Annotated in this window: 11 protein-coding genes and 1 pseudogene; 8 read left to right on the top strand and 4 right to left on the bottom strand. The window is 70.1% G+C overall.

Annotation, left to right across the window (positions count from 1 at the left end):
- Window positions 1-117 precede the first annotated feature (117 nt).
- Entirely contained in the window at window positions 118-681 is a 564-nt protein-coding gene (locus MANAM107_RS01830; protein WP_223910360.1) for a PadR family transcriptional regulator, read from the top strand.
- Between the two features lie 39 nt (window positions 682-720).
- Window positions 721-1,536 carry a CPBP family intramembrane glutamic endopeptidase gene (locus MANAM107_RS01825; RefSeq protein WP_223910357.1) on the top strand — a complete coding sequence of 272 codons (816 nt, stop codon included), beginning with the start codon at window positions 721-723 and terminating at the stop codon, window positions 1,534-1,536.
- Between the two features lie 109 nt (window positions 1,537-1,645).
- On the opposite strand, the gene MANAM107_RS01820 is transcribed toward MANAM107_RS01825, so the two are convergent.
- A complete protein-coding gene (locus MANAM107_RS01820; RefSeq protein WP_223910354.1) occupies window positions 1,646-4,003 on the bottom strand; it encodes a 6-phosphofructokinase in 2,358 nt (785 codons plus the stop codon).
- Window positions 4,004-4,373: 370 nt separating this feature from the next.
- The gene (locus MANAM107_RS01815) at window positions 4,374-5,177 is read right to left on the bottom strand and encodes an RIO1 family regulatory kinase/ATPase domain-containing protein (protein WP_223910351.1); all 804 of its coding nucleotides are present in this window, start codon (window positions 5,175-5,177) and stop codon (window positions 4,374-4,376) included.
- Window positions 5,178-5,454: 277 nt separating this feature from the next.
- Here MANAM107_RS01815 and MANAM107_RS01810 point away from each other — a divergent pair.
- Window positions 5,455-6,239: pseudogene (locus tag MANAM107_RS01810) on the top strand (ISL3 family transposase); the annotation flags it as partial.
- A gap of 141 nt (window positions 6,240-6,380) precedes the next feature.
- On the opposite strand, the gene MANAM107_RS01805 reads toward MANAM107_RS01810, so the two are convergent.
- Both MANAM107_RS01805 and MANAM107_RS01800 read right to left on the bottom strand, forming a co-directional pair.
- On the bottom strand, window positions 6,381-7,598 hold the full coding sequence (locus MANAM107_RS01805; RefSeq protein ID WP_223910348.1) for an MFS transporter: 1,218 nt from the start codon (window positions 7,596-7,598) through the stop codon (window positions 6,381-6,383).
- 808 nt (window positions 7,599-8,406) lie between these two features.
- Entirely contained in the window at window positions 8,407-9,018 is a 612-nt protein-coding gene (locus tag MANAM107_RS01800; RefSeq protein WP_223910345.1) for a MauE/DoxX family redox-associated membrane protein, read from the bottom strand.
- 442 nt (window positions 9,019-9,460) lie between these two features.
- On the opposite strand from MANAM107_RS01800, the gene sucC reads away from it, so the two are divergent.
- From sucC to MANAM107_RS01775, 5 genes are all read left to right on the top strand, one after another.
- A complete protein-coding gene (gene sucC, locus MANAM107_RS01795; protein WP_223910342.1) occupies window positions 9,461-10,735 on the top strand; it encodes an ADP-forming succinate--CoA ligase subunit beta in 1,275 nt (424 codons plus the stop codon).
- A gap of 3 nt (window positions 10,736-10,738) precedes the next feature.
- Window positions 10,739-11,713: a succinate--CoA ligase subunit alpha gene (gene sucD / locus MANAM107_RS01790; protein WP_223910338.1), complete on the top strand. Its 975-nt coding sequence runs from the start codon at window positions 10,739-10,741 to the stop codon at window positions 11,711-11,713.
- Window positions 11,710-13,302 (top strand): cell division protein PerM, encoded by a 1,593-nt coding sequence (locus MANAM107_RS01785; protein ID WP_223910335.1) that lies wholly within the window; start codon window positions 11,710-11,712, stop codon window positions 13,300-13,302. The genes sucD and MANAM107_RS01785 overlap by 4 nt, the downstream gene beginning before the upstream one ends.
- Window positions 13,303-13,378: 76 nt before the next feature.
- A complete protein-coding gene (gene purN, locus MANAM107_RS01780; protein ID WP_223910332.1) occupies window positions 13,379-14,044 on the top strand; it encodes a phosphoribosylglycinamide formyltransferase in 666 nt (221 codons plus the stop codon).
- Window positions 14,045-14,299: 255 nt separating this feature from the next.
- Complete coding sequence (locus MANAM107_RS01775) at window positions 14,300-15,673, top strand: hypothetical protein (protein ID WP_223910330.1); 1,374 nt, start codon at window positions 14,300-14,302, stop codon at window positions 15,671-15,673.
- Window positions 15,674-15,763 lie beyond the last annotated feature (90 nt).

Raw genomic sequence — 15,763 nt, 5'->3', positions numbered from 1 at the left:
CATGAGATCGTACTTCTCCAGGCCCGGAAAAGGCCGATCTCATGCAAATTGTCGAAGGTTAGGAGGGCGGGGCAGCGCCTCGCCCCGGTCGGTGCCGCCCTGGTCTACTGTGGCGGCATGAAGCTCCGGCACGCGATCCTGGGCCTGCTCGCCGACGAGCCGCGCAGCGGCTACGACATCAGCAGGGCCTTCGCCAGTTCGGTCGTCCACTTCTGGTACGCCGACCAGTCGCAGGTCTACCGCACCATCAGCCGCCTGGAGGCTGATGGCGCGATCTCCACGCGCGTCATCCCCCAGAGCGGGCGCCCCGACCGCCGCGTCCACTCCCTGACCGACGCCGGGCGCGCCGAGCTCGAGGCCTGGCTCACCAGTCCGCTGGAGCCGCGCCAGGCCAAGGACACCCTCCTGGCCCGGGTCTTCTTCGCCGCGTCCCTGGGTCACGAGAGGGTGCTGGCCCTCCTCGACGAGGTCGAGCAGACGATCCGCGCGGACCAGGAGGGGCTCGAGGCGGTGGAGCAGGGGCTGCTGGCGGAGATCGATGACGCCGGCGAGAGCCTCGATACCGTGCTGAAGATGGCGACCCTGCGCTATGGCCTCCACGGGGCGCGGGAGGAGCTGAGGTGGATCGAGCAGACCCGGCGGGCTGTGAGGGATGATGCGGCGAGGGCTAATCCCACCTGATACTGGTAAAGTCTAATACTTGTGAAGTATAGTATGTAGATGCTGTCTCGTTTCTCGCTGCCCCTGTACATCCTCATCGTCCTGTCCTCGGGCTGGGTGGGCCTGGCCGTCAACCGCCTGGCGGGCCTCCCTGATTCCATGGAGTCCCCCGCGACCCTCATCTGGATCCTCACCCCGCTGCTCGCCGGGGCGGTGCTGGCCCTGTCCGATCGCGCGCGGCGGCGCGCCTACCTCGCCTCCTGGCGGATCGGGCGTCCCAGTGCCTACGCCGTGGCACTGGCAGTCTTCCCCGCCGCCACCGCCGTCGCCCTGGGGCTCGGGTGGGCGCTCGGGGTCTTCGGCCTCACGGGCCTGGGCGCCTACGGGCCGGCCGTGGCGGCCGCCGTCGCGCCGACCCTGATGAAGAACATCGGGGAGGAGGGGGCCTGGCGCGGGTATCTCGCCCCCGCACTCATCGCCCGCGGTCTGCCCGAGGCCTCCGTGTGGCTCCTCTCCGGGGCGGTCTGGGGCCTGTGGCACCTGCCCTACTACCTGTTCTTCCTCGATGAGGCGCTCATCCGCGCCGTGTGGGACGCCCCGCCGATCGTCTACGCCCTGGTGGCGATCCCCCTGTGCATCGCCTGGGCCCCGCTGCTCACCGAGCTGCGCCTGGCGGGCCGCAGTGTGTGGCCCTGCGTGCTCGCCCACAGCTGCGCCAACCTCATCCAAGTCCCGCTGTCCCTCGGCTGGCTGCCGATGAGCACCCCCGAGGCTCTCCTGTTCTCGCCGATCGTGGGGATCGTCCACAACGGGATCGTCCTGGGCGCCGGACTGGCGCTCCGGCGTCGCAGGAGGATGTCACGGCCGTCTCGATGAGGGGGGCGACGACGTCACCGCCCTACTTTTCGACAATTTGCATGAGATCGTACTTCTCCAGGCCCGGAAAAGGCCGATCTCATGCAAATTGTCGAAAAGAAGGGGAGGGTCAGGGGCGGTCGGGATCGGCGGCCTCGTCGACGGCCTCACCGAAGTCGGGCACCTCCTCCACGGGCAGGACCCCCACGTTCTGGCTGACCAGGTCCACGGCATCGCGCATGCCCAGCCACCACTGGTGGCGGGGACGGCGCTTGGCCAGGTCGAGCTCCTCATTCATCCGGTCCAGAGGGCGGTGGCTGACCTTCCCGCCCACCAGGCCGACGTACCAGGCCGCCGGGATCCCGCGATCGAGCTCCTTGGCCAGCAGGCCCAGGGCGTAGGCCACCAGCTTGGTGGCCAGGATGCGGTCGAAGGCGGAGGGGTTACCGCCCTGCTGGAGGTGGCCGATGACCGCCTCGCGCACGTCGTACAGGCCGCGCCCCTCCTCGGCGAAGATATGCGCCAGCACATCGGTGGTGTAGTTCTCCGAGGCCCGCTCGTTGCGCACCACCAGGTAGAGGCTGCGCCCGGAGCGGAAGGCATCCACCATCCGCTGCGAATCGGCGGCCAGGCCCGCCAGCCGGATCCCGTCCTCATTGAGGTAGACCTTCTCCGCGCCGGTGGCGATGCCGGACATCAGGGACAGGTACCCGCACTTGCGCCCCATCACCTCGGCCACGAAGCACCGGTGGGAGGCCGCGGCCGACAGCTTGATGGCATCCAGTGCGGCCACCGCGTTGTTCAGGGCGGTGTCCGCCCCCACGCTCAGCTCCGAGCCCGGCAGGTTGTTGTCGATGGAGGCCGGCACGCACACGATCGGGATCTGGAAGGCCGGGTAGCGGTCGCGCTCGGTGACCAGGCGGTGGGCGGCTAGGTAGGCGTTAAACCCCCCGATGATGAGCAGGGCGTCGATCTCGTGCTTCTCGATCTCACGGCCCAGGGCGTAGAGCTGCTCGATCTCGGGGATCTCGCGGCGCGTTCCCAGGGCCGCCCCGCCGTCGCCCACCCATCCCTCGACGTCGGCCCAGGTCAGCTCGCGCACATCGCCGTCGAGCAGCCCGGGGAAGCCGCCGTGGACGCCCAGCATGGTGAAGCCGTGGTCGATCCCCAGGCGCACGGCGGCGCGCGCCGCCGTGTTCATGCCCGGGGCCAGGCCGCCGGCGTGGAGGATCGCCACCCGCCGGCGCCGGCCCCCGTCCTGGAGGCGGCCGGGGTCGTGGTCGGGGTGGGGCGGGACGGACATCGTCTCGAAGATGCCGATCATCTGCTCGAAGCTGCCGCCGCGGGCCTTGACGGCCGCCAGGTAGTCATGGGCCGCCACGAGGTCCTTGACCGAGCGCGTGGCCTGGACCTGCTTCATCATGGGCAGGCGGCGGATGCGGTTGTGGCGCTCGGCGATGATGACCGGCTCGGCGCCCGGGCCCATGGTGATGGCCTCGCGGGCCGCCGCGCAGCCCAGGAGCGTGGACATCCAGCGGTCGTAGGCGCTGGGGCGGCCACCGCGCTGGACGTGGCCCAGGATGGTCACGCGCGCGTCCTCGCCCAGGCGCTCGGACAGGACCTGCTTGATGTCCTCGGCGGTGATCCGCTTGCCGTCCCGGTCGGTGGCGCCCTCGGCGACGATGACCATGGACTCGCGCCGCCCGGCCGCCCGGCCCTCCTTGAGCCGCACGCACATGTCCTCCTCCCAGTTGGGGCCCGGGGGCAACTCGGGGACCAGCACGTAGTCGCAGCCCCCGGCCACGGCCGCCATGAGCGCCAGGTAGCCGCAGTGGCGCCCCATGACCTCCACGATGAAGGTGCGCTGGTGGGAGGCGGCGGTGGAGGAGATGTCGTCGATGGCCTCCAGGATGCGGTGCAGGGCGGAGTCAGTGCCGATGGTCATATCGGCGCCCACGAGGTCGTTGTCGATGGAGCCCACGATGCCGGTGACCATGAGCTCGGGGTGGGCGGCGGCGGTCTCCTGGGGGATCTCGCCGTTGTCGACGAGCTCGGCCAGCAGGGAGGGCCAGTTCTTGCGGAACTCGTTGGTACCGGTGAGGGACCCGTCGCCCCCGATGACGACGAGCCGGTCGATGCCGTGGGCCAGCAGGTGCCGCGCGGCGGCCAGCTGCCCGGCGCGCTCGCGGAACTCCGCGGAGCGGGCGGTGCCGATGATGGTGCCGCCCTTCTGGAGGATGGAGCTGACCGAGTCCCAGGTCAGTGGCCGGATGGCGTCCCCGCCGGCGACGGCCCCGGCCCACCCCTCCATGACGGCGTAGGGCTTGGCGCCCAGGCGCAGGGCGGTGCGCACGACGCCGCGCACGGCGGCGTTCATGCCCTGGGCATCGCCCCCGGAGGTCAGGACGCCGATGCGCACGGGCTCCTTGGGCAGGTGGGTGGGTTCGGGGTGCGCGGTGGTCTCGTCGTGAGCGGCGGTGCTGGGCATGGCGGGCGGGTCCTTCCGGGGTGCCAGGGTGAGACGTCGCCCCCTATTCTGCCCCGACCGCCTGCCGGGGTCACCACCCCGGGCGGGCAGAGAGCCTCCGCATGTCGCTGGGTCACTCGCATCCGGCTGGGCCAGATCGATGGATCTGGACGGGCGGGATACGGCTGACCCAGCAGAAAACGGCAGACCCGGCAAGAGAGGTGGTGCGCAGGGCTGGGCGGGCCCAGGGCGTCCGCTTCGCAGGGCCGACGGCGGGGCCCGGCGCCGGTGCGCGGGTGCGGCTCGACGACGACCGGGACCTCCCCGGCCCCGTTTCGGTGGGGCCCTACTGCGGAAAGGCGCCGGGGCATGCGGACCGGGGGCGTGTGTATCAGGACGACCAGGCCTCGGCGATCGTCAGGGAGAGCAGCTCCTGCGGGTCGCGGGCGGTCGCGCCTCTCTCGGCCAGCCACCGCGTGACGTTGACGCAGTCGCGCTCCAGCAGCGAGGGCCCCAGAGGGTTCCTCGCGATGTCCACGACCTGCGGGCAGTCGATGATGACTGCGTCCCCATGGCGCACCAGCACGTTGTAGACCGATAGGTCGCCGTGGGCGTAGCCCAGTCTGGCCGCGCCGATGAGGAAGATGAGGAAGTCGGTGATCTGCTCATACAGGTGCGTGGCCAGGCCGGGATCGAGATCGATGTCGCAGACCCGGGGGCTGGCCTGCCCATCGTCATCGCCGATCCACTCCATGACGACCTCGTGCCCCAGGTACTGAATCGGATAGGGAACGGCGAGACCCGCCTCATAGAAGAGCCGCAGGAACCGGAGCTCGGCGGCGGCCCACTCGGATTTCTCCATGCCGATCCCGAAGCGCGTGCGACGTGCCAGTGCGCGCTTCTCACGCGAGCCGGCCACCTTGCGGTCATCCCCGTTGTTGGTCGTGAGCATGGTGGTGGTCGGGAGGAAGGGGCGGTAGCGCTTGCACAGCATGAGGCACGAGCCGCCGTCGGGGGCGACCCTCTCGATGAGATAGGCCTCGGCCTCCTTGCCTGTCCGCACCACGCCGCGCTCGTGCTCCACCGCCTCCGCACTGGTGACCAGCCATGGTGGGTGCGGCTCCGGGCCGAGCGTCCTGCCGGGGGTCATCTGCGCCCACTGGCTGGGGCGGGTGCCGGCGATGAACTCGCTCATGGCCGCTCCTGGTGTCAAGGGGTACCCATGCCTTGATAGCACACCCAATGCCGCCGCCCCACCCCTGCGCATTGAGATGGAAACCCCTCCTCCCGCATGTTGCCGGGTCACTCGCATCCGGCTGGGTCAGATCGATGGACGCCGGGTCACCCGCATCCGGCTGGGTCAGATCGATGGATCTGAGCGGGCGGAATGCGGCGGACCCAGCAGAAAACGGCGGACCCGGCAGAGAACGGCGGTGCGCAGGGCTGGGCGGGCCCAGCTGCTCGGGGCCGGCCGCCGGGGTCGCCAGCGGTGCGTGAGCGTCGTGATCGACCTGACCCCCGTGCGCGAGGGCAGTGGTCCGGCCAGGCTGCTGGACATGATAGAGGGCCGCTCGAAGAAGGCCCTGGCCTGTTGGCTGGCCCAGCGCGACCCCGCCTGGCGCGCCGGTGTCGAGATCGTGGCGATGGACGGCTTCACCGGCTACAAGACCGCCACCGCCGAGCAACTACCGGCCGCGCGGGCGGTGATGGATCCCTTCCACGTGGTCAAGCTCGCCGGCGACGCCCTGGACGAGACCCGCCGCAGGGTCCAGCAGGCCACCACAGGGCGGCCTGGGAGGGCCAATGACCCCCTGTACACGGCGCGCCGGGCCCTGCTGACCAGGGACGGCCTGCTCACCGAGAGGCAGGCCGGGCTCCTGAAGGTACTGCTCGCCGACCAGCGCCACACTGCTGTGGAGGTCACCTGGGCGGTGCACCAGAAGATGATCGACGCCTACCGCAACCCCGATCCCGCCGCCGGCAGGCCAGTGATGAGCGCTCTGATCGACTCTATCGCCACCGGGGTGCCAGCCGGCATCCAGGAGGTCTCCCGCCTGGGGCGGACCCTGAACCGGCCCCACCGAGGACACCCCTGGCCTACTTCGACCACCCCGGCGCCTCCAACGGCCCCACCGAGACCATCAACGACAGGCTCGAGCACCTACGCGGCATCGCCCAGGGCTTGCACAACCTCACCCACTACATCACCCGATCCCTCATCCACGCCGGAGGCCTCAGACACCGACTGAGCACCTAGCTACCCCCTCAAACCGGAAGCGCCGTGTTGGTGTCATGCGAGAAAGTCGTAACGCTGTCCGGGTGATCCTCCTGAATGATGAAAGATTCGCCCGAAGAGACGATGAATGTTATGATTGGAAGACGCTCACAAAAGGTATTGTCATGAATCGTCGCCAGCCACCATCTGCTTTCTAGATGGAATGAAGGAGCCGAAGATGATGAGCCCACCAGCCACCGCACTAAATACCACAGCGACCTGTGTGCCCATGAGGGACCCCAGAACCCCGGCGCGAAAGTTTCCCAACTGCGGACCGGCCATGGCAATGATGTTCTGAACGCTTCCCACTCGACCGAGCGCGGCGGTTGGCGTCTGTACCTGCACTACCGTCTGTTGAATGATTACGGACCACACATCCAATATGCCCATCGCAAGTATCGCTGATAGGGCCACCGAGAGAGTGGAGGTCATTCCGAGAATCGCAACTACCGCACACCAGAGACAGGCGATAATTATGACCGCGTTGACTGGCCGACGAATTCGCTCAAGTTTGCCGGAAAAAGTTGTCCCTAAGAGCCCCCCGACACTTAATGCCGTCAGTAGTGAGCCGTAGGTTGTGGCATCTCCTTCTAATACCTCTTCGTTTAGGGCGGGAAATAAAGCTGTAGGTAGGGCGATGGATGTGGCTAGGATGTCTGTTAGTAGCACTGTGCGAATATCATGTATATTCCAGGTAGTTTTGAGGCCGGAAACAATGACTGAGATGCCCGGCTTCTCTTGAGATGCCGCCTCAATGTTTGGTAGGGTTGCAATAGACAGGAAATATGGGATGAGTGTTATCGTGTGGACGGCAAATATTAACCCTATTGTGTTCTTATCAAGCAGCAAACCACCCAGTATTGGGCCAATGATTTGCCCCATGTTCATGCTTAGCATGTAGAGACTCATTGCAGCCGGGATAGAAGAGTTGGCTAATAGGTGGCTGATGTATGGGCGCCGAGTGGGGGATGTAATCGCGCCGAATGCTGACTGGGCAAAAAGTGCGGTATAGAACAGTGTCAGCGAGAAGCCTATGAGGGCTGTGGTTGCCAAGAGAGCCAAGGCCACCACGACCTGCCCACCGACACCGACCAGGCCAAGTCTGCGAGGGCGACTGGTATCGGTTAGCGCTCCGCCAACCAACCCGAACACCAGCGTAGGAAGGCCGATGGCCAATCCAAGGCCGCCGACCGCGAGAGATGATTTTGTCTCATCGTAGACGGTCCAGGCGATCGCCATCTGCGTCATTTGAGCGGACACGCTCACGAGCACCCCGGCTGACCATAGTCGCGCGAATGGGCGCGACTCGCGCAGGGGGCCGATGTTGATCAGAAGACCCATTCAACCAGTATAAGGGGTAGATCGACGTCAGGCCGCTTCACACGTCAAGGGTAAGAGAGAGTAGGTCTCGTAGTGTAGCCGCCGGTGGTCGTGGACCCGCGCTGAATGTGGGTGCGGTCACTATGTGGTCCTTCGGCCTGAGGGGGTTATTCATAGGGTTTGTCTGTGTCGATAGTGGGTGCATCGGTCATCTCGGGAGAGAATTGGGTTGCCACACTCGATTCTCATGGGGAGGCGTCCGATGCGTTATTGGTCTACCGCGGGGCTGTGCGATGATGATGTCGATGAGCTTGTCGGGCGTATCGGTCAGGTGCTCGAATCGCGTGGTCAGAGTCTGCTGGACTGCTGTCTGGGGCTCAGGCGGGTCGAGAATGCCAGCTATTCTGGTAAGCACCACGCCCAGTGCCTGAGCGTCCAGGCCCCGTCATCACCGACGGCATGCTCGTGGCAGTCTCATGCCCTGTGCCCGGCTCGCGTCATGACAGCGCCGCCCTTCGCTTGTGCGGTTGGGATGTGACCCTTACCGGTGCTGATTGGATCGCGGGCGCCGCCTACGCTGCTCACGGCGCACTGACCCCGATCAAGAAGTCTCCGACAGAGATCGCCTGGAATGGGAGAATGAGTTCGATTGGGTCGTACGCCCTCCAGGTGCGCCACTATCGAGCGCACGATCGCCACCTTGAAGAAGTGGAGGATCCTACTCCATGGGCTACCGCCACCGCCTAGCAGAATTTCCTAGAATCATCACCCTGATCGCCAAACTCGAGCTCTACGGAATAAGTTGGTAATACCTACATGGATAACACCCTCAGTGCGGAGCGCCCGGCCGGCCCACCTGGCCATCGATGCCGCGTGTTCTCGCATGAGGACGTGCCGCTGGCCCCTCCGTGAGGGGATACTCGGGGTGTGCGGTAGCGAGGATGCGGAAGAGTCCGATCGACACTCCGATGACGACCAGGGCCATGATGGCGGCCAGGATGGTCTGGTCGATTGTCCGAGTCGGGTGATCGGCGACGACGGCGGTCGCCAGGGCGGCGATCAGTATGAGATGACGAAGAAGTTCAGAGGGCCTTACCCGCGCCGGCCCGGTTCTGTGTCCGCTTCCGTATCCACCATCGCCGGATGCATACCCTCGGAAAAGAACGATCGCCATTCCCGTGCAGGAGACGAGGAGGAGTGCAATGAGAAGGGCTGCGCTGCCTGACGGGAATACTCCGGAGGCGAGGAGGAGGCCGCAGAAGAACTCGGTCGGGGCGGTGAGCGCTGCCAATGCGCGTGAGATATGGGGGCCGGTGATCCTGTAGGACAGGATGGCGGTGAGCAGGGGCCTCGGGCTGGCCATCTTCGAGGCGCCGGTGTAGATGAAATAACAGCCCGAGATGAACCAGAGCATTCGTAGAGTGGAATCCAGGGTGTGCATGCTCGGATCCTCCGTGACTGTGAATGCATTAACGCGGATGATCGAGGCTACGCCGGGGGTGGGTGAGAGACAAGGCTGTAGCGCGATGCTGTAGGACATCTCCAATCGAGGCTGCGCCATGGCGCATGCATGGCCATGATCATTGTGGGTGAGGCACAACCGGTCATCCGCCTGGTACGCACCCGTGCGCTTTGATCGCCGTCGCCAGCATCACCGACACCGTCGCCAGCATCGCTGCCACCACCGTTATCAGTGCGGAAGCGCCATACGGGCTACCCCACTCGAATCGCGCTGCTCGCCGCCCCCCGACCCCCGGGGTCCCGACGCGCAGCCCGCATCTCCCGACGCGCCCGGCGTCGGGACGTTAGGCTCAGACCGGATGCGCGACCGGCCAGCGCCGGCCGTCGCGAGCAGCAGCCAACACGCCGGGAGGACACGCCGCATGGATCTGTACGAGTACCAGGCCAGGGAGCTCTTCCGCTCCCACGGCGTCCCCGTCCTGGGCGGGGCCATCGCCACCACCCCCCAGGAGGCCGAGGCGGCCGCCCAGCGGCTCCTCGACGGCGGCGCCGAGCTGCTCGTGGTCAAGGCCCAGGTCAAGACCGGCGGGCGCGGCAAGGCGGGGGGCGTCAAGCTCGCCCGCAGTGCCGAGGAGGCCCGGGGCAGGGCCGAGGACATCCTGGGCATGGACATCAAGGGGCACACCGTGCGCACCGTCCTCATCTCCGAGGGCGCAGACATCGACCAGGAGTACTACTTCTCCATCCTGCTGGACCGCGCCGAGCGCCAGTACCTGGCCATGTGCTCGCGCGAGGGCGGCGTGGACATCGAGACCCTGGCCAAGGAGCGCCCCGAGGCCCTGGCCCGCATCGGCATCGACCCCCTGGAGGGCCTGACCCCCCAGGTCGCCCAGCGCATCGTCCAGGCCGCCGGCTTCGCGCCCGGCCCCATCGCCGACCAGGTCGCCACCGTCATCACCCAGCTGTGGGAGGTCTTCACCACCGAGGACGCCACCCTGGTGGAGGTCAACCCCCTGGTGCTCGCCGACGACGGCCGCATCCTGGCCCTGGACGGCAAGGTCACCCTCGATGACAACTCCCGCTTCCGCCACCCCGAGCACGAGGCCCTCGTCGACGCCGCCGCCGACGACCCTTTGGAGGCGCGGGCCAAGGCCGCGGGCCTGAACTACGTGCGCCTGGAGGGCGAGGTCGGCGTGCTGGGCAACGGCGCCGGACTGGTGATGTCCACCCTCGACGTCGTCGCCGCGGCCGGCCAGGAGCACGGCGGCATGCGCCCCGCCAACTTCCTGGACCTGGGCGGGGGCTCCTCGGTCGAGGTCATGGCCACCGGCCTTGAGGTCGTGGCCTCCGACCCGCAGGTGCGCGCCATCCTCGTCAACGTCTTCGGCGGCATCACCTCCTGCGACACCATCGCCCAGGGCATCGTCTCGGCCGTGGAGACCCTCGGCGGGCTGCCCAAGCCCATCGTCGTGCGCCTGGACGGCAACAATGCCGAGGCCGGCCACGCCATCCTGGCCCGGGCGGCCATCGAGGGCGTCACCATGGCCCAGACCATGGACGGCGCCGCCGACGCCGTGACCGCCATCGCCGAGAAGCAGCCGGCCGCTGCCGGTACTGCCGACGCCGAGGGCGCCGCGACCGGCGCCCCATCGCGCACCGCCACCCCCACCGCCCCGACCGCAGCCCAGGAGGCCTGAGCCATGAGCATCTTCCTGACCGAGACCGACCGCGTCATCGTCCAGGGCATGACCGGCTCCGAGGGCCGCAAGCACACCGCCCGCATGCTCTCGGCCGGCACCAGGATCGTGGCCGGGGTCAACCCGCGCAAGGCGGGCACGACCGTCGCCTTCGACGTCGCCCCCGTGGGGCCCGGCGCGGGGGAGGTCGTCCCCGGCACCGTGGAGGTCCCCGTCCACGGCAGCGTCCAGGAGGCCAAGGAGGCCACCGGTGCCGAGGTCAGCGTCGTCTTCGTGCCGCCGGCCTTCGCCAAGGCCGCCGTCACCGAGGCCGTGGACGCCGGCATGCGCCTGGTCGTGGTCATCACCGAGGGCATCCCGGTGGCCGACGCCACCTGGATGCGCGCCCATGCCGCCGCCCACGGCGTGCGGCTCATCGGCCCCAACTGCCCCGGCATCATCTCCCCGGCCCGCTCCAATGTGGGCATCACTCCACCCGACATCACCGGCCCCGGGCCCGTCGGCCTGGTCTCGAAGTCGGGCACCCTGACCTACCAGCTCATGCACGAGCTGCGGGACCTGGGCTTCACCACCTGCATCGGCATCGGCGGGGACCCGGTGGTGGGCACCACCCACATCGAGGCCCTCGAGGCCTTCGAGGCCGACCCCGACACCGAGCTGGTGGTCATGATCGGCGAGATCGGGGGCGACGCCGAGGAGCGCGCCGCCCTCTACATCCGCGACCACATGACCACCCCCGTGGTGGCCTACGTCGCCGGCTTCACCGCCCCCGAGGGCAAGACCATGGGGCACGCCGGGGCGATCGTCTCGGGCTCGGCGGGCACCGCCGAGGCCAAGAAGGAGGCCCTGGAGGCCGCCGGTGTCAAGGTGGGGCGCACCCCCAGCCAGACCGCCCGGATCGCGCGCGAGCTCTACCGGGCCAAGGCCGGCGGGACCACCGGTGGTGGGCAGGCAGGTCCTGCAGGCGGGCGCGAGTGAATCTCAAGCGGCTGCGCCCCCACGACTGGGGGTGGGCCCTGAGGGCTGGCCTGGAGTCGGTCCTGCCCATCTGGATCCTCGTCGTCCTCATCACCGTCCTGGTGGTGCTGTCGGCCTCCAGCCTGGATGCCGCCGCCGCCCTGAGCGTGGGCCAGGCGATGCGCGCCGGCACGGGCCTGTGGAGCCTGGCCTTCGGCGGGAGCATCGGCGTGGCCGACTCCGAGGACGGCGTGCTGGGCCTGCCGCTGCTCGGGATCACCGTCCTGCAGTGGCTGTGGACCCGCAACTGCGTGCGGCGCGCCCGGCCCGCCGGCCTCCTCAGCGGGCTCTGGACCTGGGCCTGCGCCACGGGAATCGCGGCCCTGGTGGCCCAAGCGGGTCCGGTGGGCTCACCCACCTGGCCCGCGGTGGTGGGCCTGAGCGTGCTGACCGCCCTGGTCATCGCCTGGCACCTCAGGGGCCAGGGGCTGCTCCCCGCGGTGCTCGACCGGTGGTGGGACAGTCGCCCCCACTGGGTGAGCCCGGGCCTGTCCCTGGCGCGCGGTGCGACGGCGGCCCTGGGGGTCCTCAGCCTTCTGGTGCTCCTGGCCGCGGCGGCCTCCAGCGCCGGCCGCGTCTCCCAGCTGCATGACTCCCTTGCCGGCGGGGGCTTCCTGGCCTCCCTGGGGCTCATCGCCCTCCAGGCCGCCTGGCTGCCCACTGCCCTGGTGTGGGCCGCTTCCTGGCTGGTCGGCTCGGGCTTCGCGGTGGGTGAGGGCACCGTCTTCGCTCCGGACCGGGTGGTGCCCGGTCCGGTGCCGTCCCTGCCGCTGCTGGGCCTGCTCCCCGCCGGCCCCCTGGGAGGGGTGGGGCTCTTCCTGCCCCTGGTGATCACCGCGGGCGCCATGGTGGCCGCCTGGCGACGGCGGACCGTCCTGTACTCCCTGCGGGTGCGCTACGCCGTGGCCGCGGCCCTGCTGGCGGGTGCCGTGGTGGCCCTCGGCATGGGCGCCGCCTGCCTGGCCGCCTCCGGTCCTGTGGGGCCGGGAGCCATGGCAGAGGTGGGGCCCAAGACCGGTTATGCGATGCTGCTGGTCTTCCTGGAGGTCTCCGCGGGGCTGGGCGCTATCGCCGTCCTGTCCCACCCCTACACCTTGAGCCTGGCCTCGGGTGCGGTGAGCACCACCGCGCTGGCCGCCACGGAGGCGGCCAGCGGCGCGCGCCAGCGCGTGGGGGACCGGGTGGAGTCCGCCGCCGAGTCCGCCCGGGAGCGGCGCGCCGCCCGCGCCCGGGGCTCGACCGGCTCCGCCAGTGCCGCCAGCGCGCCCAGCCCTGCGACTGCGCAGAGCTCCGCGGCGGCCGGCGACGGCCGTGCCGGCAGCCCCGAGGAGGCCGGTGGGGGCACCACCGCGCCGGGCCTCGCCAGCGCTCCTAGTCCCCATGAGCCTCCGGAGGCAGGCGCGCCGGCGCCCTCGCGCCCCGCCCCGACCCTGCGCCCGCCCAGCCCGTGGCGCAACTGGCGCGAGCAGGCCGCGGGCAGCCCGCAGCCGGACCGCCATCCGCTGCAGGGCGAGGCGTCGGCGAGCGGGCAGGATGATGAGCAGTCCTGAGCGGGACCGGGCCGTCCCCGGCAGCCCCGAGCCGGTCGGGGCGAGGGAGTCCAATGAGAGGCGAGGAGGAGTGCCGATGAGCACCACTGCAGACCAGGGCCGGGGCGGGACCCGGGGAGGGACGATGAGCGGCGCCGCCGGCCTGGAGCCGGCCAGGCTCGTTGTCCTCATCTCGGGCACGGGCTCCAATCTGGCCGCCCTGCTGCGTGCCTGCCAGGATCCCGGCTATGGGGCGCAGGTGGTGGGCGTCGTCGCCGATCGGCCGTGCGCGGGCCTGGCGCATGCCGAGGCCGCCGGGGTGCCCACCGCGGTGGTGCTCCCGCGCGACTACCCCGAGCGGGCCGTCTGGGATGAGGCGCTGGCCCGGGCCGTGGCCCTCCACGAGCCCGACCTGGTGGTGTGCGCCGGCTTCATGCGCCTGCTGGGCCCCGGCTTCCTCAACCGCTTCCCGGGGCGCATCATCAACACCCACCCCTCCCTGCTGCCCGACTTCCCCGGGGCGCATGCGGTGCGCGACGCCCTGGCGGCCGGGGCGCGCCGCGCCGGGGCCACCGTGTTCTGGGTCGATGAGGGCGTGGACACCGGCGCCATCATCGACCAGGTGGAGGTGGCGGTCCTGGACGGCGACGACGAGGACGCCCTCACCGAGCGCATCAAGGCCGCCGAGACCCCCCAGCTCATCGACGTCGTCGCCCGCCTGGCCCGGCGCGGCCACGCCGAGGCCCCTGGAGAGGAGGCGTGATCCGGGGCGGCCGGCGGGTCGTCCGCCGCGCCTGGGCCCTGGGGCTGCTCGGAGCAGTCCTCATCTGCTCCAGTCTCATCGGCACATCCGCCGAGCTCAGCGTGCGCGACATCCTGTTGGCCGCCCGGGACCAGCCCTCTGAGCGCCTCAAGCCTGCGCACCACCCAGGGCGCCATCACCCAGACCCTCGACGCCACGGGAGCCGCCACCTCCGCCGCCCCGGCCCTCGTCTCCCGCCACCTGCTGGCCTCCCTCATGGAGGAGGGGCAGGGTGCTGAGGGCCTCTCAGAGGCCTCGGAGCTGGGGGCCACCGTCGTGCGGGTGCGCCTGGAGCGGACCGACGGCCAGCCGCCCAGCGACACCGAGCTGGAGCGCATCGCCGCCCAGATCTCTCAGATGGGGCTCAGCGCCTCGGTCCTCACTGGTGCCTCCCGCAGCGAGGTGGCCGTCGACCTGACCGGGAACGACGCCGCCGCCTGGCATGGCCGGGCCACCGAGACCTGGACCGAGCTCGGGGCCGTCCTGCGGGTCGAGCGCGCCACCGGCCGCGCCCTGGCGCTCCTGCCCCTCCTGGCCGTCCTTGTCGTGGGATTCCTGGCGCTGGTGGTCGAGCGCAGCTCCTCGGCGCTGCGCCGTCAGGAGGCCCGCACGCTGCTGAGCGCGGGCTGGTCCGGGTCCAGCGTGCGGCGCCGCCTCCTGGCCGGGTCCCTTCCCGGGATCGGTGCCCTGCTGGTCTGCTGCGCGGTGGTGGCCCTCCTGGGGGCCAGGAGGGCCGTTGCCCATCCGGGCACGGGCCCGGGCATGATCGTGGCGATCGGGGTGCTGGCCTGCACGGGCGCGGCCGCCCTGGCCTGGTGGGATGGCCTCAAGGCCTGCCGTCCGAGCACGATCGCCCGCCCCCGTTCTGACCAGCCCAGTCCTGCCCAGGTGTCCCCGGTGCCGTCCCCGACCCGGCCACGCCGCCTGATCGCCCTGACCACCGCCTCCCGGCGCCGGCGCGCCACCAGTGGCCCGGCCGGGGCGCGGGCGGCCCGCAGCACCACGCTGGCTGCGGGATGGGGGGCCCACGGGCCGGGCCGGGCCCCGGTGAGCGTGGCGGCCCTGGCGGCCGGCGCCCTGGCCGCCCTGGCCGCCCAGATCCTGGGAGGGGCCGCAGCCCAGGCCGGCATGTCGGCGCTCGCCGTCCAGGGCACGGGCGTGATCGGGGCCGCCTCCCGACTCCTTCTCCTCCTGAGCGCAGCAGCGGCGGCCCTCATCCTGGGGGCGGGACTGCGCGATGTGCAGCGGGCGGCCCAGCGCCGCCAGCGCGTCCTGGCCCTCCAGGGCTGGCCCCGCCGAGCGCGCCTGGCCGTGGAGGCAGTCCTGTGGGCGCGCCAGTTCGGGCCCCTCCTGCTCCTGGCGGTGGCGCTGGCCGGGATCGCGGTGAGCACCCGGCTCACGCCATGGATGGGCCCGGACCCCAGTGCGGTGGCCGCCAGCCTGGCCTGGGCAGGCCTGACCGCCCTGGCCGTCCTACTCATCGTGGCCCTGGTCACGGCCCGCCTGGCGGCATGCGCATCCGTCCCCCAGCGCATCGCGCGCCCCACCTCCCGCACCGACGCCGACCAGCTCCCAGGAATCACCCCATGACCCAGGCCTCAACCAGTCCCACCCCCGCCACCGACCAGTCCTGCTCCAGCGCTCCCGAGCCGGGACCGGCCCTGGTCAGTGCCGTCGGCC

It is taken from the genome of Actinomyces capricornis (assembly GCF_019974135.1).
In the GTDB taxonomy this organism is placed as follows: domain Bacteria; phylum Actinomycetota; class Actinomycetes; order Actinomycetales; family Actinomycetaceae; genus Actinomyces; species Actinomyces capricornis.
This window is presented reverse-complemented; position numbering and strand designations above follow the sequence as displayed.